We start from the raw sequence: 22,156 nt of genomic DNA, 5'->3' as shown, positions 1-22,156 counted from the left end.
ATGTCGTTGATCGACGATGTGCGGCGAACCACCGTGGGCGGGGAGGTCCGTCCACCGCTCGACGTTCCCTCCCTGACCGGCGGTCGTCGGCCGGCCTTCACCATCGAGCGGGCGTCCGACCTCGGCGCGTACCACGCGCTCCGGCGACAGGCGTTCGTCGAGGAGCAGGGCCTGTTCGCGGGCTCCGACCTCGACGACCGCGACGACGACCCCCGGACCGTGGTGCTCGTCGCCCGCGACCGCTCGGGCGCGGTGATCGGCGGAGTGCGGGTGGGCCCGGCGACCGACGGCCCGGACATCGGCTGGTGGACCGGCAGCCGCCTGGCCGTCGCCCCGGGCTGGCGCGCCACCGGGCACCTGCCGGGCCGGCGCGGGAGCGGGGCGCCGCGCGGGGGCATCGGGGTCGGACCGGCGTTGGTGCGGGCGGCGTGCGCGTACGCCGAGAACGCCGGGGTGTTGCGGTTCGAGGCGACCGTGCAGGCTCATGCCGTCGGAATGTTCCGGCGGTTGGGCTGGGAACGCGTCCGCGACGTGCGCGTGGCCGGGCGTCCGCATGAGCTCGTGCGGTGGCCGATCGGACGGATCGCCGCGCTCGTGGCGGCCACCAAACGCGACCTGGGCGCGCTCCTGGACGGCCTCGCGCCGGGAGGCGCGGGGTGGATCGGCGACGACGGGGCACCGGTCCCCGGATCGGACCTGATCGCCGCCTGCGACGCGATCCTGCCGTCGATGGTGGAGCGTGACCCGGAGTGGGCGGGCTGGTGCGGGGTGCTGGTCAACGTGAACGACCTGTCGGCGATGGGCGCCACCCCGGTCGGCGTGCTGGACGCGCTCGGCGCGCGCGACCGGGCCCAGGCCGCGCGGGTCCTCAGCGGGGTCCGCGCCGCGGCGAGCGCCTACGGCGTGCCGATCCTGGGCGGCCACACCCAGCTCGGAGTACCCGGAGCGCTGGCGATCACCGCGCTCGGGCACGCGACGGCACCGGTACCCGGAAGCGGGCAGCGCGGCCAGGAGGTGCGGCTCACCGTCGACCTCGGCGGCGGCTGGCGCCCCGGCTACACCGGCCGCCAGTGGGACTCGACCTCGGGACGGAGCGGCGAGGAACTCCGGGCCTTGGGCGCGTTCGTCCGGGAGACCCGCCCGGCCGCGGCCAAGGACGTCTCGATGGCCGGGATCGCCGGCACGCTCGGGATGCTGGCCGAGGCGAGCGGCTGCCGGGCCGTCCTCGACGTGAACGCCGTACCCCGGCCGGCCGGGGCGACGATGGGCGACTGGCTCACGTGTTTCCCCGGCTTCGGAATGCTGACCACCAACTCCCCCGCCGGCCGGGCTCCCGCGGCCGGCCCGGCCACCAGCGCGATCTGTGGCGCGCTCGAAGCCGGTTCCGGCGTCGCCCTCCGCTGGCCGGACGGCGAGCTCACCGACGTGATCACGGCCGGAGTGACCGGCCTCGGTCCTTCACGAGGAGACATCTGATGAGTGCGCTGACCCTGGCGGCCGCCGCGGCGCCGTTCGACCGCGATCTCGACGCGGACTTCGCGCGGATCGAGTCGCTGGTCGCCGACGCCCGCGCCCGTGGCGTCCACCTGCTGGCCCTGCCGGAAGCGACGCTCGGCGGCTACCTGGCCGACCTCGACGGCGAGGCCGAAGGCCCGCCGGCGCTCGCCCTCGACGGTCCGGAAGTCGCCCGGCTGGCCGCGATCGCCGGCGAGATGGTGGTCGTGGCCGGCTACTGCGAGGCGGTCGACGACGGGACGAAGTACAACAGCGCGGTGTGCGTGACCGGGGACGGGGTGCTGGGCAACCACCGGAAGGTGCACCAGCCGCTGGCCGAGGACGCGTCCTACGGCGCGGGCGACCAGTTCGCCGCGTTCGACACGCCGATCGGGCGGATCGGCACGATGATCTGCTACGACAAGGCGTTCCCGGAGTCGGCGCGGGCGCTGGCGCTGGACGGCGCCGAGATCATCGTGTGCGTCTCGGCCTGGCCGGGGAGCCGCACGAACGCGTCGGCCGACCTGGCGCGCGACCGCTGGAAGCGCCGGTTCGACCTGTTCGACCAGGCCCGGGCGCTGGAGAACCAGGTCGTCTGGCTGTCGGCGAACCAGACCGGGACGTACGGGTCGCTGCGGTTCGTCGGTAGTGCGAAGGTCGTCGATCCGGGTGGTGAGGTGCTCGCGGACACCGGCGTTGACGGTGGGCTGGCGGTCGCGTCGCTGGACGTGACGGCCGCGCTCGAGACGGCTCGGCGGTCGATGGGTCACCTCCGCGACCGGCGGCCGGACGCGTACCCGGCGCTGGGCGGTGCGTATTCCCTCGCCTGATCGCGAGGTCCCCGGCCGCCCCGGCCGCGCAGGCGGGCGCGGGGGCGCGGGCGGGCGCGGGTGTCCTAGCCTGGCGGCCATGGCCGTGATCCGGATCGGCGCGGTCTCCGCGCACTTCGGCCGCAACCTCGAGGCCGGCATCGAGCGCGTCGCCGGGCTGATCGCGCAGGCCCGCGCGGAGGCGGTCGGGCTGCTCGTGCTGCCGGACGCCGCCCTCGGCGGGTACGTGGACCTGGCCCGCCCGGACCCGGAGACGCTCCCGCCATCGATCGAGCTCGACGGACCGGAGCTCGGCCGGGTCGCCGCGCTGGCCGGCGAGATCGTCGTCTGCCTGGGCATTCGCGAGGCCTCGGGAACCCAGCGGTACAACACCGCGGTCTGCCTCTCCGGCGACGGGATCCTCGGGACGCACCGCAAGGTGCACCAGCCGGCCGGCGAGTCGCTCGCGTACACCGCGGGCGAACGATTCGCGGCCTTCGACACCCCGATCGGACGCCTCGGCATGCTGGTCGACTACGACAAGACGTTCCCGGAGTCCGCGCGCACGCTCGCCCTGGACGGCGCCGAGATACTGGCCTGCCTCTCGGCCTGGCCGACGAGCGTGACGAACCGGGCCCCGCGGATGGCCGACGACCGCCAGTCCCGGCTGTTCGACCTCTACGACTGCGCCCGGGCGGCCGAGAACCAGGTCGTGCTGGCGTCGTCGAACCAGACCGGGACGATGGGCGGCATGCGGTTCCTGGGCCAGGCCAAAGTGGTCGGTCCGGGCGGTGACGTGCTGGCCCGGACCTGGTCGAAGGCCGGGATGGCGGTCGCTGAACTCGACGTCGCGGCCGAGATCGCGCGGGCCCGGCGCGTGCTCGCGCACCTGTCCGAGCGGCGCCCCGGAGCGTACGCGTGAGGGTCGCGCTGCTGACGTACTCGACGAAGCCGCGCGGCGGGGTGGTGCACACGCTGGCGCTGGCCGAGGCGCTGGCTGCGCTGGGAGTGTCGGTGACCGTGTGGACGCTCGGGCGGGACGGTGACGGCGGGTTCTTCCGTCCGGTCGGTGTGCCGGTGCGAGTCGTGCCGTTCGTTCCCCTCGACGGGGAATCGGTCGGTGAGCGGATCCTGCGGTCGATCGCGGTGCTGCGGGAGGCGTTCGACCCGTCGGACTACGACGTCGTGCACGCCCAGGACTGCATCAGCGCGAACGCGGTCCGCGGGGTGCCGTACGTCCGGACCGTGCACCACCTCGACCAGTTCACGACGCCGGAGCTGGCCGCCTGCCACGAGCGCGCGATCATGGAACCGTTCGCGCACGTCTGCGTGTCGGCGGCGGTGGCGGCCGAGGTCCGCGCGGGCTGGGGCTTGTCGCCGACCGTGATCCCGAACGGTGTGGACGCGGCCCGGTTCGCCGCGGCCCGCCCGGCGACCCACCTGGGCCGGTACGTGCTCGCGGTCGGCGGGATCGAGCCGCGCAAGGGTTCGATCGAGCTCCTGGAGGCGTTCGCGGAGTTGCGGCGTCCGGACGTCGAGCTGGTGATCGCCGGCGGCGAGACGCTCTTCGACTACCGGGAGTACCGGGCGAGGTGGGAGGCCCGGGCGGCGGCGCTGGGCGTCGAACCGCTCGTGCTCGGACCGGTGCCCCATGAGGAGCTGCCGTCCCTGGTGGCCGGCGCGGCCGCGTTCGCGTTCCCGTCGACCAAGGAGGGCTTCGGGCTGGCCGCGATGGAGGCCCTGGCCGCCGGCGTCTCGGTCGTGACCAGCGATCTTCCAGTGTTGCGAGAGGTCTTCGGCTCCGCGGTTCGGTTCGCGGGTTCCGTCGACGCGCTGGCGGGCGCGCTGGCCGAGGCCCTGGACCACCCACACGACCCGGCCCCCGGCCGAGCCCTGGCCCAGAGCTACACCTGGACCACCGCCGCCCGCGCGCACCTCGACTTCTACCGGGCGAAGGTCGCGTCCGTGTCCGGCCTCGTCGAGTGAGGTTCGCCGGGCGTTCACTATTCGGACCAGCCGTGGTGTGCGTGGCCCCCGACCATCGATGTGTGACCAAGCGGGTACACCCGGCAGCGCCGGGCGTCGTGCTCCTCGTTTCGTGCGTCCTCGTCGACGCGCTGCCGCACGGAGCGCCGCGCCTCGCCGCAGCGCTCCTCGGCCTGTTACTCACCGCCTACCTCAGCTGGCTGGCCTTCAGCCCGTCGAGGTTCTTCGCGAACTAGTCCGGCAGGACGTGGGCGGCGCTGCCGACTATGTGGTGATCGGGGGTGCCCGCGATCTCCTCGTCCTTGTCGGCGTAGTCGAACCGCGAGAGCACGTACTTCATCGCCTCGACCCGGGCGCGCTTCTTGTCGTTGCTCCGCACCACCGTCCACGGCGCGATCGACAGATCCGTGCGCAGAAACATCGCCTCTTTCGCCTTCGTGTAGGCGTCCCACTTGTCGAGCGAGGCGATGTCCGTCGGCGACAGCTTCCACTGCCGGACCGGGTCGATCTCCCGGATCGCGAACCGGGTGCGCTGCTCCGACTGCGTCACCGAGAACCAGAGCTTGACCAGGTGCGTCCCGTTCTCGACGAGCATCTGCTCGAACTTCGGCACGTCCTCGAAGAACTGGTCGTACTGATCCTGCGTACAGAAGCCCATCACGCGCTCGACGCCGGCCCGGTTGTACCAGGACCGGTCGAACATCACGATCTCGCCCGCGGCCGGCAGGTGCGCGACGTACCGCTGGAAGTACCACTGGGTCTGCTCGCGCTCGGTCGGCTTCTCCAACGCGACCACGACCGCACCCCGAGGGTTCAGGTGCTCCATGAACCGCTTGATCGTGCCGCCCTTGCCGGCCGCGTCCCGGCCCTCGAACAGGATGACCAGGCGCTGGCCGGTCTCTTTGATGTGGTTCTGCAGCTTGAGCAGCTCGATCTGGAGCAGACGCTTGACCCGGTTGTACTCGTCCCGGCTCATCCGCTCGTCGTACGGGTAGCCCTCGCGCCAGGTGTCGACCGGGGTGCCGTCGGCGTGCAGCAGCACCGGGTCGTCCTCGGGGTTGTCCTCGACCTTGTAACCCTGTGCGCGCGCCAGCACGAAGCGGCCGGTCTCGTCGTAGAGCTCGGCGCCGTCCCGCTCGCTGGTCGTCTGGTCGGTCATTGCCGCCCCTTCCCCGCCTGGTTCACGTTCCTGCGCAACCGTCGCCTAGCCGCGTGAACGGGCGGTGAACGAGGTCAGGCCAGGTGCGGGTCGGTCGCCGCGGCCAGCGCCTCGTCCACCGCCGCCCGCAGGTGCGCCCGCCGGAGCGGGCTGTGCAGAACGGCGGTCACGCCGGGAGCGACGTCGAGTTCCGACCGCCGGGTGGACAGCGGCGCCACGACCAGGACCGGCACGCCCGGTGCGGTCTCCGGCAACCGCTCCGCGCCGACCACGGCGAGCACCGCGCCCTCGGGATCGGGCCGGACCTGCGCTCCCCAGCTGGCCAGATGTACCCCGAGCGCACGCTCGGTAACCGCGTCCTCGTGGGTCAGCTGCACGGTCCGCCCGGTCAGCGGCTGGTCGTCCGGCTCGGTGATCGTCGCGCGGTCGATCTCCAGGTGCACGGTGCTGGTGAACGTCGACCCGACGCCGAGCTCGGACGAGACCGTGAGCTCCCCGTCCATCCGCTGGCTCAGCTCCCGGGCGATCGACAGGCCCAGACCGGTGCCGCCGAACCGCCGGGTCGTCGACACGTCGGCCTGCGCGAACGGGACGAAGATGCGCTCCAGCGCGTCGGCCGCGATCCCGATGCCGGTGTCGTGCACCGAAAGCGAGAGACAGGCGCGGCCGCTGTCCCGGTTCCGGCAGGTCAACTCGACCCAGACGTTGCCCTCGGCGGTGAACTTGACCGCGTTGACCAGCAGGTTCACCAGGATCTGGCGGATCCGGGTGGGGTCACCGCGGGCCGTGCGCGGGGAGTCCGGCTCGAACACCGCGGCCAGCCCGATCTCCTTCGCCGCGGCCTGCGGCGCGGCGATCGCCAGCGCGTCCTCGATGCAGCTGACCAGGTCGAACGTGATCGACTCGAACGTGAAGTGACCGGCCTCGAGCTTGGAGAAGTCGAGCAGGTCGTCCATCAGGCTGCGGAGGTGCTCGCCGGCCGCCTGGATCGGGCGGAGGTAGTCGGCCTGCTCTCCGCTCAGCTCGGTCTCGCCCAGCAGCTCGGCGAAGCCGATCACCGAGTTGAGCGGGTTGCGGATCTCGTGGCCCATGTCGGCCAGGAACGCCGCCTTGGCCCGGGTCGCGTCCTCGGCCGCGACCCGGGCCCGCTCCAGGGCGTCGGTCTGCGCCGACAGCTCCGCGTACAGCGCCATCAGGCCGCGGCTCGTGTCGTCCAGCTCGGCCCGCAGGGCCTTGATCTCCGCGACGAGCGCGCCGACGTCGGACGATCCCCCGGTCACGACGCACCCCGGTGGACGACGACCACGGTGACGTCGTCGGTGCCGCGGGCGTGGTCACGGTGCAGTACCGCGGCCACGACAGCGGCGTCGTGCTCGAACAACCCGGGGTAGCCGCTGACGTCGATCCGGCTGCGCAGGCCGTCGGTCCAGAGCACGAGCGTCGCGCCGGGCCGCCAGTCGTGGTGCTGGATGCGGGCCGACGGGACCTGGCTGCCCAGCCCGAGGCTGCCGCTGTACGTGACGATGCCTTTCTCGGCCCCGCCGGTGAACACCCGCCCGTTGACGTTGCCCAGCGCCAGCGACGAGATCCGCTCGGCGGCCGGGTCGAGGACGCACAGCGTGGCCACCGCGCCCCGCGTTCCCCGGGCCGCCTCGTTGGCCCGGCCGGCGAACGCCGTCAGCTCGGTCGGCGCGCTGCCGAACACGTCCAGGACGACGTCGGCGGCGACCGAGGCCGCGACGCCGTGCCCCACGCCGTCCACCACGGCGACGGCCAGCCGTCCGTCGTCGGACTCGACGACCGACCAGCCGTCGCCGTTCGCCTCGAACAGGCCGACCGAGACGCCGGCCCAGGCCCGCGGCGCGCGCGGGGCCGCGTCCGCATCGAGAACATCGACGAGGGCGAGGACGACCGTGCCGGAACCGACGCGGGTGTAGAGGTCGACCAGCGTGGACGCGCGCCGGACCGACGCCAGACCGCAGCCGAGGCCCTTCGGGGCCGGTGCGCGGCCGTCCAACGCGGCCTCGGGGTCGCGGATCCCCGGGCCGCGGTCGACCGCGAGGATCTCGACGCCGCCGGGCGGGACCGCGCGGAGCAGGAGCCACCCGCCCGGCTCGGCGTGACGCAGCAGGTTCATCCCCAGCTCGGTCGCGACCAGCTCGGCCCGGGTGATGCCGACGTCGTCGGCGCCGAGCCCGGCGGCCAGCTGGTGGGCGATGCGACGGGCCTCGCCCACCGCGGTGTCGTCGGAGACCACGACCTGGGTGTGGGTCGAGTTCCGGACGCCCGCGTCTACCGACCCCACTGGGTGATCACCACCGTGGTCCCGCGGCCGGGCCCGGTGTCGATCGAGAACTCGTCGACGAGCCGCCGGCTGCCGGGGAGCCCGAGGCCCAGGCCGCCGCCCGTCGTGAAGTTGTCGGTCATCGCCGCGTCGAGGTCGGCGATGCCCGGGCCGGCGTCGGTGAACGTGGCCCGGACGCCCTTCCGGCTGCCCTCCTCGAGCGCCTCGATGAGCACCTCGCCCTGCCCGTGCAGCGCGTACCGGACGATGTTGCGGGCGAGCTCGCTGCCGGCCGTGATGAACTTCGTGGCGCTGGTGAGGCCGAGGCCGGCCACCTGGGACTCGGCGCGCAGCGTCGTCCGGACCCGGAGCAGGTCCGACTCGGCCCCGATCGTCACGAGGTGCGCGTTATCCGTCGAGACGGTCATCCCGTAGTCCCTGGAGGCGGGCCAAGCCCTGCTCGGCGTTGAGCGCGGTGTGCACGTGTTTCATCGAGACACCCAGCTCGACCAGCGTGAGCGCGACGGCGGGCTGCATACCGACGAGCGTCGCCCGGGCCCCGAGCAACCGGGCCATCCCGACGAGCCGGGCGATGACCCGGGCGACGAACGAGTCGACCAGCGAGAGCCCGCTGATGTCGATCAGCATCCCCCGGGCCTGGATCCGGGCCACTTCCCGGGTCACCACGCGCTCGATCTGCTCGACGGTGGCGTCCTCGAGGTCGCCCTGCAGCGTGACCAGCAGATTCGAGCCGATCCGCATCATCGGGACGTCGTCAGGCATCGACGGTCTCGGTTCCCAGCGGCGCCCCCACGAGACGAAGAGCCAGTTGCAGGGCGTCCTTGAGGTTGCTGCGGCAGCGCAGCGTGCCGAGTTCGATCCCGAGGTGGACGATGGCCTGCGCGGTCTCCGGCCGGACGCCGGAGAGCACGCTGACGCTGCCCATCAGCCGGGCCGCCTCCACGGTCTTGAGCAGGTGCTGCGCGACCTCGGTGTCGACCGCGGGCACGCCGCTGACGTCGAGGATCACGACCTCGGCCTGGTCGCGGGCGATCCGCTCGAGCAGGTTCTCGGTGAGCCGGGCGGCGCGGGCGCTGTCCAGCGTCCCGATGACCGGCAGCACGAGGACGTCGTCCCAGACCTGGATGACCGGCGTCGAGAGCTCGAGGATCTCGTCGCGCTGGCGGGCCACGATCTGCTCGGCCTCGCGTCGGTCGCTCTGGTCGCGGGCGACCTTGACGTAGCCGATCACCTCGCCGTCGGGGCTCTTGATCGGGCTCAGGACGTCGTTGGCCCAGAAGCGGCTGCCGTCGCGGCGCAACCGCCAGCCCTCGGCCTCGAACCGGCCCTCGCGCACCGCCGCGGCCATCTCCCGCTCCGGGACGCCCCTCCGGACCTCGTCCTCGGCGTAGAACATCGAGACCGGCCGGCCCATCACCTCCTCCGCCGTGTACTGGCGGAGCCGTTCGGCGCCCGGGTTCCAGGACTGGACGTTGCCGTCGGCGTCGAGCCGGATCACCTCGTAGTCGGTGATGCTGTCGAGCATGTCCTCGATGCTGCGCAGCGCGATCTCCTGGTCGCGCCGCTCGGTGAGGTCGCGGAAGAGCATCACGTAGCCGCCGGTGTGCGGCAGCGGCGTGATCGTGATCGTGGCCCAGAAGCGGCCCCCGTCCCGGCGGTTCCGCCAGCCCTCGGCGACGCAGCGCCCCTCGGACGTGGCCTTCTCCAGCTCGCGGCGCAGCATCTCGTCGGCGTCGTCGTCCGGGATGAGCAGGGCCTCCGACCGGCCGAGCACCTCGTCGGCCGGGTAGCCGGTGATGTCGGTCATCGCACCGTGCCAGCCCCGGATCAGCCCGGAACCGTCCAGCCGGACCAGCCCGAAGTCGGAGATGGCGTCCACCATCTCCCGGTACTCGGTGCCTTCTTCGTACGTCGGGTCACCCACGCCAGCCTCCCGCAAAGCTCGCACTTGGTGACACCATATGTACCAAAAGTTACTTATGTACGCCTAGTGATGGGCAGGCGAATCGCGAAGTAGACGACGGCCGCGAGCAGGAATCCGACGATCGGGGTGATGTCGCCGATGCTGGGAGCTTCTCGCACGACGTATCCACTGAACTGGGTCTGGTTCGAGAACAGGCCGATCGACACGACGAGCCCGAGCACCATCGCGATCGGCCCGGCCCAGTTCGTGTAGCGCCGGTCGTAGAGCACGGGGGCGATCCGGCTGCCGTCGGTGTCGTTCCGGCGGAGCCAGATGTCGACCAGCACCACGCCGAGCCAGGGCGCGATCCAGTACCCGATGACCAGCAGGAAGTTCTCGTACTTGTGTCCGGCGTCCTCCAGGCCGGAGAGCGCGACCAGGAACCCGATGACGCCGAACGTGACCGCGACCAGCGCCCGGCGCAGGTGGGCGGGCAGCCGCACGCCCATCGTCAGGAACGACATCGAGCCCGAGTAGATGTTCAGCACGTTGGCCGACACGCCGCCGATCGCGATCGCCAGCAGCGTGAGGTTCGCGAGCACCGACGGCATCGTGTCGACGAACGCGGTCGTCGGGTTGTCCGAGGCCGGCGGCCCGACGGTCACCGAGGCGGCCCCGACGATCTGCAGCAGCGTGCAGGTGACGAAGATCCCGGCACCGGCGAAGAAGCCGACTGCTCGCCGGTTCGTGTCGGGCGGGAGGTACCGGGTGTAGTCGGAGGCGTAGGGGTTCCAGCCGGAGCCGTAACCGAACACCGCCGCCAGCGTGAGCAGGAATCCCCCGGCCGTCCCCACGCCGGGTATCCCGGCGCCGGCCGGTGCCCCGGGGTGCGACTTGCTCAGCACGACGACCGAGCCGATCACGAAGATCACCGCCAGCACCGGGAACGCCCACCGCTCGAACGAGTGGACGAGGTTGTGCCCGAAGAACGCGATCGCGACCTGCGCGAGCACCACGACCACCAGGCACAGCCACTTGGGCAGACCGGTCAGCGAATTCAGCGCGAACGTGGCGCTGACGCTGTTGACCGCGAACCACCCGATGCCCGCGGTCACGGCCAGGAACCCGGCCGGGAGCAGGTTGCCCCAGAACCCGAACGCCCCGCGCGACAACACCATCTCGGGGACGCCGTGGACCGGCCCACGCGCCGACAGGATGCCGTGCGCGACCGAGGACAGCGCGTTGCCCAGGACGATCGCCAGCACGGCCTGCCAGAACGTCAGCCCGAAGACCAGCGTGGCCAGGACGCCCAGGTAGATCGTCGCGAATTCCAGGTTCGGGGACGCCCAGGTCCAGAACAGGTTGAGCGGGCGTCCGTGCCGGTCGGCGAGCGGGATCTTCTCGATGCCGCCGGGTTCGACGGCGACGACCCGGGTGCCGTATTCGCCCTCGCGAATCGGCTCTTCGGTGACCGTCACGGCTGCCTCCTAGTTGATGGTGATGGCGTCGAGCCGTTCACGGATGAAGTCGCCGCTGACCACCGGCGGATGCGCGGTGCGGCCGATCGGGGGTTCGAGCGTGTGCACGACCGTGTCGTGGTTCGCCTCGTAGAAGTAGACGAGCGACACCAGGTCCTCGTCCGGGGCGTCGGCCTGGGGCGGCAGCACCCGGTGCCGGGCCGAGAGCCACCGGTCGCCGGTCCAGCGGGCCAGCAGGTCGCCGACGTTGATCGTGAACGCGTCCGGGTCGTAGGGCGCGTCCACCCAGACGCCGTCGGCGGTGAAGACCTGCAGGCCGCCGCTGCCGTACTCGCGGTCGAGCAGCGTCAGCGTGCCGAAGTCGGTGTGCGGGCCGATCCGGTACTGGCCCTCTTCCGGCTCGCCGACCACGCCCAGGGACGGGTACCAGTTGAGGTTGAGCGTCCAGGTGGGGTGGGTGGGTACGAAGAAGTCCGTTTCGAGACCCAGGGCGTCGGCGCAGGCCCGGAGCAGCCGATCGGCGAGCGTCCGCATCGCGGTTTCGTACTGGAGGAGGGTGCGCCGCAGGGCGGGCACCTCGGACGGCCAGACGTTCGGGAGGAACCAGGCGTCGTCGACGACCGGATCGCCGACCGGCGTGTCGGCGCCGATCGCGAACGTCTCCTTGAGGTCGGGCGGCGTCTCGGTGCCCTCGGCATATCCGTTGGCCTCGACGCCGGTCGGCAGCCACCCGCGGCCGCCGACGGTGGCGGCGTACCGGTTCTTCACCGCGGGGTCGAGTGCGAAGAACCCGCGGGAGGCCTTCCGTACCTCGGCCCGTAACTCGGCCGGGACGCCGTGGCCGGTGACCAGCATGAACCCGGACTGCTGCAGGGTCGCGTCGATCTGCTCCGCGACGGTGGCCGGGTCGTCGCGCAGGTCGATGGAGGTGATCATGTGGCCTCGATCTCGACGCCGATGTCCTCGGCCCAGAGTTCCGGGCGGTCCCGGATGAAGTCGCTCATCAGCCCGACGCACTCCGGGTCGTCGAGCAGCGTGATCCGCACTCCGTGCTCGGCCAGCCAATCGTGGCCGCCGGAGAACGTCGTGGCCTCGCCGATGATCACCTGCCCGATGCCGAACTGGCGGACCAGCCCGGAGCAGTACCAGCACGGCGAGAGCGTGGTGACCATGATCGTGTCGAAGTAGGTCGGGCGGCGGCCGGCGTTGCGGAACGCGCTCGTCTCCGCGTGCAGCGACGGGTCGCCGTCCTGCACCCGCCGGTTGCGACCCCGCCCGAGCAGCCTGCCGTCGGTACCGAAGAGCGCGGCCCCGATCGGGACACCGCCCTCGGCGAGGCCGGCCCTGGCCTCCTCGACCGCCACCGCCAGCAACGCGGCCGGATCCTGGATCATCATGGCGTTTACTGTGCGCCCGACTACCACAACCGGACAACTGACGCGGCGTCCATACTGTGGGGGTGCCGAGCCGACGGGGTGACAAGTGGCGCTGACGTTGGCCGAGGTGCTCGAGTTCGAGGCGGTCCGGGAGGCGCGACCACTCGTGCTCACCGGGCAGGACGCGCTCGGCCGTGCGGTGCGCTGGGTGCACTCGAGCGAGATCTACGAGATCGGGCCGCTGCTGTCGGGCGGAGAACTGCTGCTCACGACCGGTCTCGGGCTGGCCGGGAGCGACGCGGGCGCCCGCCGTCACTACGTCCGCGAGCTGGTCGACGCCGGGGTGAGCGGGCTCGCGGTGGAGATCGGCCGGACGTTCCCGGAGCTGCCCGCGGAGCTCGCGGACGAGGCGTCGCGGCGGGGCTTACCGCTGATCGCGCTGCGGGCGGTCGTGCCGTTCATCCGGATGTGCGAGGCCGCGAACACCGCGATCGTCGACGAGGCGGCCCGTCGCCTGCGACTCGGCGATCGGGTGACCCGGGCCCTCAACGAGGCGTTGATCTCCGGGGCGGGCGTGGCCGGGTTGCTCCGCACCGCGGCCGAGGTGGCCGGCACCGCGACCGTGCTGACCACCGCGAGCGGGGCGCTCGTCGCGTCCCACGGCGTTCCCGACGACCACGCGGCCTGGCGGGCGGTGGACTCCGCGCAGGCGTCGTCCGAGGTGATCGTGCACGGGCGGTCGTGGGGCCGGGTGGTGGCGGCGGGTGGCTCGTCGCTCGCGCCCGAGGATCTGGCCGCGACCGTGGAGCGGACCGCGACCGCGCTCGCGGTCGAGATCCTGCGCACCGGCGACCCGCCGACCGAGCGCGAGCGGCACGCCGCCGCTTTCCTGTCCGACCTGGTCGGCGGCGCGGCTCCGGCGCCGGCCGAGACCGTCGTCCGGACCGGTCTGGCGGGCTTCCGGCCGCCACCGGGGCGGCTGCTGATCGGCGTCGCGATCGACGCGCCGGAGACCCGGCCCGCGGTCACGCTGGTCGACCAGGCGGCCCGCCTGCTCGGCACGTCCGCGCTGCGCGCGCGGGTGCGCGAGTCGGTCCTGGCGTTGGTGGTGGCGCCCGAGGCCGGGGATCCGGTCGGTGCGCTCGAAACTGCCTTTGCGGACGCCGGTCGGCGATCCGGAGCGCCCCAGGTGACGGTGGCTCTGGGCTACGCGGTGCCGGGCGCAGCCGCCGCCGGCGGGACCGCCGCCGGCGGGACCGCTGCAGGCGGGACCGCTGCGTGGGCGGCGTCGTTGGAGCTGGCGCGGGCTGCGCTGGCGTTGGCCTTGGCGGGGACTTCCCGGGGGGCGGCCCGGCCGGGGAGCCGGCCGGTCATCGTCGCGGCCCGCACGCTCGCGCTCGAACTCGAGCTCAGCCGGCGAGCCGCCCCGGGCCAGCTGGACGCGTTCGTCGAACGGACGATCGGCCCGCTGATCGTCTGGGACGCCCGCCACCGCACCGGCCTGGTGCGGACGCTGGAGCTCTACCTCCGGCACGGCGCCAGCGCGACCAAGACCGCGGCCGCGCTGCACCTCCGTCGCCAGTCGCTCTACCAGCGGCTGGAACGCATCGAGACGCTCCTGGGCCACTCGCCGGCCGCGCCGGACCTCTACCCGGCCCTGCTGGCCGCGTGCGTCTGCGTCTCAGTGCTCCACCGACGTTAGTTCCCGGTCGGACGCCGGCCGCCGGGACCGCCACAGGCTCGCCAACGTCGTCACGCCCAACGTCCCCACGATCACCACCAACGAGGCCCAGATCGGCACCTCGGGAACCCACTCGACCGGGTGGCCGCCGTTGATGAACGGCAGCGTGTTCTCGTGCAGGGCTTCCAGGATCAGCTTCACGCCGATGAACGCGAGGATGAACGCGAGCCCGACCGAGAGGTAGATCAGCCGGTCGAGCAGCCCGCCGAGCAGGAAGTACAGCTGGCGGAGCCCCATCAGCGCGAACACGTTCGCGGTGAAGATCAGGAACGGCTCCCGGGTGAGTCCGAAGATCGCCGGGATCGAGTCGAACGCGAACAGGAGATCGGTGGTGCCGATCGCGATCAGGACGACGACCATCGGCGTCCACAGCCGCTTGCCCTTCTCGCGGGTGCGCAGCTTGCCGTCGCCGAAGTCCTTCGAGATCGGCAGCACCCGCCGCGACCAGCGGATCAGCACGTTCTCCTTGAACTCCTCCTCGTCCTCGTGGTGGAACGCCAGGTTCCAGGCCGTGTAGAGGAGGAAGCCGCCGAACAGGAAGAACACCCAGATGAACCGCTCGATCGCGGCCGCACCGGCGGCGATGAACAGGCCGCGCAGCACCAGCGCCAGGATGATGCCGATCAGCAGCACCTTCTGCTGGTAGATCCGGGGCACCTTGAAGCGGCTCATGATGATCAGGAACACGAACAGGTTGTCGACCGAGAGGCTGTACTCGGTCAGCCAGCCCGCGTAGTACTCACCCGCGTACCGGCCGCCGGCCAGCCACCAGATGCCGACGCCGAAGATCAGCGCGATCGCGACGTAGCCGATGACGCCGAGCGTGCTCTCCCGGATCGACGGCTCGTGCGGCCGACGACCGATCACCCAGACGTCGAAGGCCAGCAGAACGAAGAGCGTGCCCAGCACGCCCCATTCCACCCAGGCAGGAACATCCACCGGTCAGGCCTCTCGTCGACTGGCGCATACATACCCGGAAGAAGCCATCGGTCTTACATGGTGCGACAGAAACATCGCCGTGTGTCGCGTCTCAACCATGTTCGGACCTCACAACCTGAGCTTTCCTCGTGGCCCGGAGGCTGGTCACGGTGGTCACGGCGAGCACCAGGACCACGACCGCCAACGAGACCGCGGTCGGTATCTCCGGCACCCAGGACCACACCGTGTGCGCGTAATGCAGGATCAATTTGACGCCGATGAAGGCGAGCACGACCGCGAGGCCGTAGTGCAGGTGCACCAGCCGGTCGAGCAGCCCGATCAGCAGGAAGTACAGCGCCCGCAGCCCCAGCAGCGCGAACGCGTTGGCGGTGAAGACGATGTACGGGCTCTCGGTCACGCCGAACACCGCGGGGATCGAGTCGAGCGCGAACACCAGGTCGACCGACAGGATCGTGACGACGACGACCAGCAGCGGGGTGGCCAGCCGCTTGCCGTCGCGCTTGACGGTCAGCGCGCTGTTCTCCGGGAAGTCGTCGGTGACCGGGATGAACCGGCGCAGCATCTTCACCGCCCGGCTGTTGCCCACGTCGGGCTGCTCGCCGTGCGAGCGCACCAGCTTGACCGCGGTGTAGATCAGGAACGCGCCGAAGATGACGAACGTGAACGCGAACCGGTGGATGGCGGCGGCGCCGACCGCGATGAAGATCGCCCGCATGACCAGCGCCCCGAGGATGCCGATCAGCAGCACTTTCTGCTGGTGCTTGTCGGGGACCCCGAACGTCGACAGGATCACCGCGAACACGAACAGGTTGTCGACCGACAGGCTCTTCTCGATCAGCCAGCCGGCGAAGAACTCGGTGCCGTGGTCCATCCCGGAGAACACCAGGATGAGCACGCCGAAGATGATCGACGCGACGATGTAGATGACCGACCAGGTCGTCGCTTCGCGGAACCCGACGTGGTGGGGACGCCTCGCGTGCCAGATGTCGATGGCGACGAGTACCAACAGGCCGGCGATGGTCGCGGCCCACACCCACAACGAAACGGTCATGACTCTCCCGGATCACGCGCAGCGTTACGTGTCCGAGGTCTCGCTACCCGCCGGAGCGGGCCGGTGCCCGGGGTTCACACGGAAGATCGTTCCGCGCTCGCCGTATTGACCGGGTGGACCGTGGGGCTACTCCCCTCGTCGGATTCCCATAGTAAAGGGCACAGGCGCGTGCGCAACCGCCGGGTGGGGATAAGTCACCAGGTGAAACGGGCATTCACCCGTCTTCACGGCTTCCCGTCACGCCGGAATGGGCGGAGTGTGATCAACGTCCAATTGTCCTGGGGCCCATCGTAGACGGATTTCCGCGCGGATGTTGCAGAACGAGGGATGCAGGTCGCAACGGTCTGTTCGCGCCGGGCGCGCGCGATCTGGCAGGCTCAGGCGCATGGTGCTGGAAGTTGCGCTCATCGATGTAGCGCCGGGTCAGGAATCCGACTTCGCGGATGCGTACCGCTCGGCGGTGAAGGAGCTGATCGGCGTCGAAGGCTGCCGGACGGTCCGGATGACCCAGGGCGTCGAGACCCCGAGCCGGTTCGTGCTGCTGGTCGAGTGGGACTCGGTCGAGGCCCACGAACAGAATTTCCGGGCCACCGAGCGGTTCGGGCGCTGGCGGGCGGCGATCGGCCCGTACTTCGCCGCGCCCCCGCACGTCGAACACTTCACGGACGTCGAAACGGACTGAAGGCCGGCCACTGGGGGTCAGTGGCCGGCCTACGGTCCTACAGCTTCTGCAACGATCCGAACGCCTGACGGATGTTGGAGAGAGCGACGAGCTGCGGCTTCGCCGTGCCGTCGGCCTCCATGATCCGGAAGCCGTACTGGTGGCCGAGGCTGTCCGACGGCGTCTTGTACCCGCAGTACGTGACGGCCAGCTTCACCTGGGGCCACTGCTGCCAGGCCAGGTAGTAGGCCCGGGAGATGTAGGACGCCGAGGTCTGGTCGTCCGGTACCCCGTACAGCCACACCTGACCGGCCGGGACCGCGTCGTTGGAGTGCACGCTGAAGCCGAACTCGGTCCACCAGATCGGCTTGGCCGAGTCTCCGTACTGCGCCATCACGTTGATGATCGCCGGCATGTTGGTCATGCGCGCCTTGCCGGTGATGTCGGTCGACTCCGGGGGCTTGGTCTGGTTGCCCTGGTACGGGTGGACGCCCATGATGTCGAAGTTGCCCTTGGCGCCGGCCGCGTAGCAGTCCCGGATGAACACGTCGTCGGTCTGGCACGGTCCGGCGAAGATCACCGGCAGCGACGAGCGGCCGGCCTTGATCGCCGCGTAGGCGGCCTTGAGGAACGCGACGTAGCGCGTGGTGCGCTGGGCCGAGTCGCCGATCTGGGTGAAGTCGGGCAGGTTCGGCTCGTTCCAGACCTCGATCGCCAGGATCTTGGCCCCGTAGGTGGACGCGAAGAACGTCAGCCACGGCTTGATCGAGTTCGGGTCGGTCGGGTACTGCTTCACCTCGCTGCCGGTGTTGGGACGGGCCCAAGCCGGCGACTGGTGGACCGTCACGAAGACCTGCATCCCTCGGGCGCGGGCCTCGTCGAGGACGGTGTTGATCCGCTGGTGGTACCACTGGGACGCGGCCGGCGCGGCGTTGGTGGGCTGGGCGGAGGACCACCCGACGTCGAGGCGCAGGACCTGGACGCCCTTCGCGGCCAGCGTGTCGAGGTGCTTGTAGAACATCGTGTTGGGCGCGGTGCCGTTCCAGTACATGTCCCAGGTGCCGTGGAACTGAACCCCGATGACCGGCGGAGCGGCGTTCTGTGCCACGGCCGCGTCGCCGGACACCTCCTCGGCCTGGCCCGCGAAGCCCTCGGACGTCTCCGCGCGAGGGTCGGTGCCGAAGTCCAGGTCGCTGAGCAGGGCGGCGCCGGCGATGGCGGGGACGGCGACCGCGGCGGCCCCGAGCAATTTACGACGATCCATCGTCTGTACCTCCCGTGAGAACAATCCGTGTTCCTGACGGGAGGCATATCGGGACACTCCGGTGGACGCCTGAGTGCGGCCGGGGAGCCGGACGGTAGCGCAGTTTTGTTGGTACCTGTGCTGCAACCGGGGGTGGCTTGGCGGCCCGCGTCGGGCGGCCGGCTCATGGCGGTGGCCCGGCCGCGCTCGGGGGGCTCTGCCGCTGCTCCGGGGGGTGGTGCGGATGGCTGAGGTGGATAGTTCGGCCGCGCCGCGGTCGGTGCGCGGGGTCCCTCGGCGGGTGGTGCGGCTGGTTGACGGTAGGTGGCCCGCCCACCGGACTGCGGGTGGCGATGCTGATGGGAAGCCGCCTCAGATGCGCCGCGGGCCTCGACTGCCCCACCCGGGAGGGTTGCGCCCGCGGCTGCCGGTCGACGGTCAGCGCAGCCCGACGAGGGGACACAACTAGCGGATGGCGGACGGCGGGCGGCGGGCGGCACCGGCAGGTGGCGTGGCCGGACGTCGACGCACCCGCCTTGATTGCGCCGGAACCTCCGCTGCGCCCGGGAGGGTTGCGCGGCGCCCGCAGCGGCCGGACGACGTTGGCGCAGCCGTGGTGGGTGACACGGCCGCCGCACGATGGGTGGGACGGCGCTGGAACGCAGGTGGCGCGGCTGGCGCTGGCGGCGGGTGACCGAGACCGGTGGACGGAAGGGTGACACGACTGGCGATGGCATTGCGCCCGGTAGGCGACGACGGACGCCAGGTGGGCGGACGCCGCTCGGTCAGCGGCAGAGGGCACGGTGGACGCGACCAGCAGAAGTAGGCGGGCACGCGGCGGGCGGCAACGCGCAGCGGGTGTCCGGGACATGGTCGGACGACAGAAGCGCGACTTGCGGATGCCCGGCGGGCGGTGGCGGTGGCGACAGGCGGGTGATGGCGACCGCAGGTGGTGGCGGGAAGCATCTGTGGTGCAGCCGAGGTGGAAGGCGCGCGGACGCGATGGGCGCGTCCGATGGACGGCCAACGCGTATTGAATTCGCCCTGCGCGCCGGCGGAAGAGCGGGCGCCGCGTGGCCGTAGGCGCCGGACGTAGACGCGGCCGGCTGCTTACGGAGGCCACCCGGTTGGCCGTGGGTGCGGAGCGCCGTGGAGAAGCAGGCTGCGGGGCGCGGGCGCAACGCGGGGTACAGGCGGGGGCGTGGACTCGGCACGGGGCGCCGGCAGAGCATGGGGCTGGGCGCAGTGCGAGGGCAGATCGGGGGGTGCGGGGGTTACGTCGGGTACAGGCGGAGAAGGGGGCGCGACGGGGAGTACGGGCAGAGCGCAGAGGGCGGACACAGCGCAGAGCGCTGGGCGCGGACACAGCGCAGGGCGCGGGCAGAACGCGAGGCGCGAGCAAAACGCGGGGCGGAACCTGGGTACAAGGCAAGGCGTGGGACGCGGGGTACAGGCAGGGCGCGGAGTGCAGGCACAAGGCGTGCGTAGAGCGCGGAGCTCGGGCAGAACGCGGAACACAGGTAGAACGCCGGGCAAGGCGCTAGGCACGACCGCGGCCGAGCACGGAGGTGCAGGGGCGCGGCCAAATTCCGCGGGGCGAGCCTAAGCCCGGGTGGGCGCGACGCGCGCTGCCGACCACAGCCCTCGCCCGACCTACGGCCCCCACCGGACCGCCCCGCCACCGGACCGCCCCGCCGGACCGCTCGCCCGGACCCGGCCCGCCCGGCCCGCCCGGGCCGCCCGGACCCGCCGGACCGCCCGCCCGGGCCGCCGGGCCGCCCGGCCGCGGACCGGGCCGCGGCAAGCTCAACCGCGCGCTACTTCACCCCAGCCGCATCCATCCCCCGCAGCTCCCTCTTCAGCTCCCCGATCTCATCCCTCAACCGCGCCGCCAGCTCGAACTGCAGCTCCCTGGCCGCGGCCAGCATCTGGTCGTTCAGCTGCTGAATCAGGTCCGCCAGCTCAGCCCGGGCCATCCCCTCCCGGTGTGCCCCCACCCCCACGGTCGCGGCCTTCGACTTCAGGCCCGGTACCGGCGACTTGCCTCGCGACTGTTGGCGGCCGGAGCCACCGATCAGGTCGCCGCTCTCGTTCTCGGCGGCCTCCCGGTAGATGTCGTCGAGGATGTCGACGATCTTCTTGCGGAGCGGCTGGGGGTCTACGCCTCGTTCGGTGTTGTAGGCGATCTGCTTCTCGCGGCGGCGGTTGGTCTCGTCGATGGCTCGGCGCATCGACGGGGTGATCTGGTCGGCGTACATGTGCACCTGGCCGGAGACGTTACGGGCGGCTCGGCCGATCGTCTGGACCAGCGACGTCTCGCTGCGGAGGAAGCCCTCCTTGTCGGCGTCGAGAATGGACACCAGGGAGACCTCGGGCAGGTCCAGGCCCTCGCGCAGGAGGTTGATGCCGACGAGGACGTCGAAGTCGCCCTTGCGGAGCTCGCGGAGGAGCTCCACGCGGCGCAGCGTGTCGACCTCCGAGTGCAGGTAGCGCACCCGGATGCCCAGCTCCAGCAGATAGTCGGTGAGGTCTTCGGCCATCTTCTTGGTGAGCGTCGTGACCAGCACACGCTCGTCGCGCTCGGCTCGCACCCGGATCTCGTGCACCAGGTCGTCGATCTGGCCCTTGGTGGGCTTGACCAGGACCTCCGGATCGATGAGGCCGGTCGGGCGGATGATCTGCTCGACGAACTCGCCCTTGGCCCGGCCCATCTCGTAGTTGCCGGGCGTCGCGGACAGGTAGACGGTCTGGCCGACGCGGTCCTGGAACTCCTCCCAGCGCAGCGGGCGGTTGTCCATCGCGCTGGGCAGGCGGAAGCCGAACTCGACGAGCGTGCGCTTGCGGGACATGTCGCCCTCGTACATGCCGCCGATCTGCGGAACCGTGTTGTGCGACTCGTCGATGACGAGCAGGAAATCCTCGGGGAAGTAGTCGATCAGGCAGAAGCCGGGCGAGCCGGGCTCGCGGCCGTCCATGTGCCGGGAGTAGTTCTCGATGCCGGAGCAGAAGCCGACCTGGCGCATCATCTCGATGTCGTAGGCGGTGCGCATCCGCAGCCGCTGGGCCTCGAGCAGCTTGTTCTGGTTCTCCAGCTCGGCCAGCCGCTCCTCGAGCTCGGCCTCGATGCCGCGGATCGCCCGCTCCATCCGCTCCGGGCCCGCGACGTAATGGGTGGCCGGGAAGACGTGCAGCTCGGTCTCTTCGTTGACGACCTCGCCGGTGAGCGGGTTGAGGTGGTACAGCCTCTCGATCTCGTCGCCGAACATCTCGATGCGGACGGCGAGCTCGTCGTAGGCCGGGATGACCTCGACCGTGTCGCCGCGGACCCGGAACGTGCCGCGGGTGAAGTTCAGATCGTTGCGGGTGTACTGGACGTCGACCAGCCAGCGGAGCAGCTTCTCGCGCTCGATCTCCTGCCCGACCTTGAGCGGGATCGACCGGTCGATGTACTCCTGGGGCGTACCGAGGCCGTAGATGCACGACACGGTGGCGACCACGATCGTGTCTCGCCGGGTCAGCAGCGACATCGTCGCCGAGTGACGCAGCCGCTCGACCTCCTCGTTGATCGAGGAGTCTTTCTCGATGTACGTATCGGTCTGCGGGACGTAGGCCTCGGGCTGGTAGTAGTCGTAGTACGAGACGAAGTACTCGACCGCGTTGTTCGGCAGCAGCTCGCGGAACTCGTTGGCCAGCTGAGCGGCCAGCGTCTTGTTGGGCGCGATCACCAGCGCCGGCCGCTGGAGCCGCTCGATCAGCCAGGCCGTCGTCGCGGACTTACCGGTGCCCGTGGCACCGAGCAGCACGACGTCGTTCTGGCCGGCCCTGACCCGGCGCTCGAGATCGTCGATCGCGGCCGGCTGGTCACCGGCCGGCTCGTACTCGCTGACCACCTCGAACCGGCCGGGACGCCGGACGATGGACGTGGTCTCGCCGTGGGCCACGGCATCGTCACGAAGCCCCGAAGGGGCGTGGGGACCGGGAGACGGGCTCATGATTCAACGGTACGTCGCG

General features: G+C 71.3%; 20 protein-coding genes. 7 read left to right on the top strand and 13 right to left on the bottom strand.

The features are described 5' to 3' along the window. The 5 genes from FL583_RS29030 (at position 1) to FL583_RS40410 (ending at position 4,525) form a co-directional block, all read left to right on the top strand. Positions 1 to 1,476, top strand: a complete 1,476-nt coding sequence (locus FL583_RS29030; protein ID WP_142708087.1) for an MSMEG_0567/sll0787 family protein — start codon at positions 1 to 3, stop codon at positions 1,474 to 1,476. After that, positions 1,476 to 2,324 (top strand): carbon-nitrogen hydrolase family protein, encoded by an 849-nt coding sequence (locus tag FL583_RS29025; RefSeq protein ID WP_142708035.1) that lies wholly within the window; start codon positions 1,476 to 1,478, stop codon positions 2,322 to 2,324. Before FL583_RS29030 ends, FL583_RS29025 begins: the two co-directional genes overlap by 1 nt. Before the next feature lie 79 nt (positions 2,325 to 2,403). Further along, entirely contained in the window at positions 2,404 to 3,225 is an 822-nt protein-coding gene (locus FL583_RS29020) for a carbon-nitrogen hydrolase family protein (protein WP_142708034.1), read from the top strand. Then, positions 3,222 to 4,289, top strand: a complete 1,068-nt coding sequence (locus FL583_RS29015; RefSeq protein ID WP_142708033.1) for an MSMEG_0565 family glycosyltransferase — start codon at positions 3,222 to 3,224, stop codon at positions 4,287 to 4,289. The genes FL583_RS29020 and FL583_RS29015 overlap by 4 nt, the downstream gene beginning before the upstream one ends. 62 nt (positions 4,290 to 4,351) lie before the next feature. Further along, positions 4,352 to 4,525 carry a hypothetical protein gene (locus tag FL583_RS40410; RefSeq protein ID WP_170323921.1) on the top strand — a complete coding sequence of 58 codons (174 nt, stop codon included), beginning with the start codon at positions 4,352 to 4,354 and terminating at the stop codon, positions 4,523 to 4,525. Here the strand turns inward: FL583_RS40410 and ppk2 are convergent. From ppk2 to FL583_RS28970, 9 genes are all read right to left on the bottom strand, one after another. Next, positions 4,522 to 5,448 (bottom strand): polyphosphate kinase 2, encoded by a 927-nt coding sequence (gene ppk2, locus FL583_RS29010; protein WP_142708032.1) that lies wholly within the window; start codon positions 5,446 to 5,448, stop codon positions 4,522 to 4,524. The two genes, FL583_RS40410 and ppk2, sit on opposite strands and share 4 nt — an antisense overlap. 74 nt (positions 5,449 to 5,522) lie before the next feature. After that, a complete protein-coding gene (locus FL583_RS29005; protein WP_142708031.1) occupies positions 5,523 to 6,728 on the bottom strand; it encodes a sensor histidine kinase in 1,206 nt (401 codons plus the stop codon). Beyond that, a complete protein-coding gene (locus FL583_RS29000; protein WP_142708030.1) occupies positions 6,725 to 7,753 on the bottom strand; it encodes a SpoIIE family protein phosphatase in 1,029 nt (342 codons plus the stop codon). The genes FL583_RS29005 and FL583_RS29000 overlap by 4 nt, the downstream gene beginning before the upstream one ends. Continuing rightward, complete coding sequence (locus FL583_RS28995) at positions 7,741 to 8,160, bottom strand: ATP-binding protein (RefSeq protein ID WP_142708029.1); 420 nt, start codon at positions 8,158 to 8,160, stop codon at positions 7,741 to 7,743. Before FL583_RS28995 ends, FL583_RS29000 begins: the two co-directional genes overlap by 13 nt. Further along, positions 8,141 to 8,515: an STAS domain-containing protein gene (locus FL583_RS28990; protein WP_142708028.1), complete on the bottom strand. Its 375-nt coding sequence runs from the start codon at positions 8,513 to 8,515 to the stop codon at positions 8,141 to 8,143. The genes FL583_RS28995 and FL583_RS28990 overlap by 20 nt, the downstream gene beginning before the upstream one ends. Further along, positions 8,508 to 9,677, bottom strand: coding sequence for a PAS domain S-box protein (locus tag FL583_RS28985; protein ID WP_142708027.1), 1,170 nt, complete (start codon positions 9,675 to 9,677; stop codon positions 8,508 to 8,510). Before FL583_RS28985 ends, FL583_RS28990 begins: the two co-directional genes overlap by 8 nt. Before the next feature lie 53 nt (positions 9,678 to 9,730). Further along, entirely contained in the window at positions 9,731 to 11,134 is a 1,404-nt protein-coding gene (locus FL583_RS28980; protein WP_142708026.1) for a purine-cytosine permease family protein, read from the bottom strand. 9 nt (positions 11,135 to 11,143) lie between these two features. Beyond that, positions 11,144 to 12,070 (bottom strand): isopenicillin N synthase family dioxygenase, encoded by a 927-nt coding sequence (locus FL583_RS28975; RefSeq protein WP_142708025.1) that lies wholly within the window; start codon positions 12,068 to 12,070, stop codon positions 11,144 to 11,146. Further along, positions 12,067 to 12,531, bottom strand: coding sequence for a nucleoside deaminase (locus FL583_RS28970; protein ID WP_240746844.1), 465 nt, complete (start codon positions 12,529 to 12,531; stop codon positions 12,067 to 12,069). The genes FL583_RS28975 and FL583_RS28970 overlap by 4 nt, the downstream gene beginning before the upstream one ends. A gap of 85 nt (positions 12,532 to 12,616) precedes the next feature. Here FL583_RS28970 and FL583_RS28965 point away from each other — a divergent pair, with 85 nt between their 5' ends. Then, a complete protein-coding gene (locus FL583_RS28965; RefSeq protein ID WP_142708024.1) occupies positions 12,617 to 14,212 on the top strand; it encodes a PucR family transcriptional regulator in 1,596 nt (531 codons plus the stop codon). Here the strand turns inward: FL583_RS28965 and FL583_RS28960 are convergent. After that, complete coding sequence (locus FL583_RS28960; protein ID WP_142708023.1) at positions 14,192 to 15,190, bottom strand: TerC family protein; 999 nt, start codon at positions 15,188 to 15,190, stop codon at positions 14,192 to 14,194. The two genes, FL583_RS28965 and FL583_RS28960, sit on opposite strands and share 21 nt — an antisense overlap. A gap of 91 nt (positions 15,191 to 15,281) precedes the next feature. Further along, positions 15,282 to 16,241 (bottom strand): TerC/Alx family metal homeostasis membrane protein, encoded by a 960-nt coding sequence (locus FL583_RS28955; protein ID WP_142708022.1) that lies wholly within the window; start codon positions 16,239 to 16,241, stop codon positions 15,282 to 15,284. 385 nt (positions 16,242 to 16,626) lie between these two features. Here FL583_RS28955 and FL583_RS28950 point away from each other — a divergent pair, with 385 nt between their 5' ends. Further along, on the top strand, positions 16,627 to 16,923 hold the full coding sequence (locus FL583_RS28950) for an antibiotic biosynthesis monooxygenase family protein (RefSeq protein ID WP_142708021.1): 297 nt from the start codon (positions 16,627 to 16,629) through the stop codon (positions 16,921 to 16,923). Positions 16,924 to 16,960: 37 nt separating this feature from the next. Here FL583_RS28950 and FL583_RS28945 read toward each other — a convergent pair whose 3' ends face one another. Together FL583_RS28945 and uvrB are read right to left on the bottom strand one after the other, a co-directional pair. Further along, the gene (locus FL583_RS28945; protein WP_142708020.1) at positions 16,961 to 18,166 is read right to left on the bottom strand and encodes a cellulase family glycosylhydrolase; all 1,206 of its coding nucleotides are present in this window, start codon (positions 18,164 to 18,166) and stop codon (positions 16,961 to 16,963) included. Positions 18,167 to 19,962: 1,796 nt separating this feature from the next. Beyond that, complete coding sequence (gene uvrB, locus FL583_RS28935; RefSeq protein ID WP_142708018.1) at positions 19,963 to 22,137, bottom strand: excinuclease ABC subunit UvrB; 2,175 nt, start codon at positions 22,135 to 22,137, stop codon at positions 19,963 to 19,965. Between the last annotated feature and the right edge of the window lie 19 nt (positions 22,138 to 22,156).

The organism is Cryptosporangium phraense (assembly GCF_006912135.1).
GTDB classification, from domain to species: domain Bacteria; phylum Actinomycetota; class Actinomycetes; order Mycobacteriales; family Cryptosporangiaceae; genus Cryptosporangium; species Cryptosporangium phraense.
The sequence above is the reverse complement of the archived record's forward strand: the minus strand, read 5'-3'. Positions and strand labels throughout refer to the sequence as shown.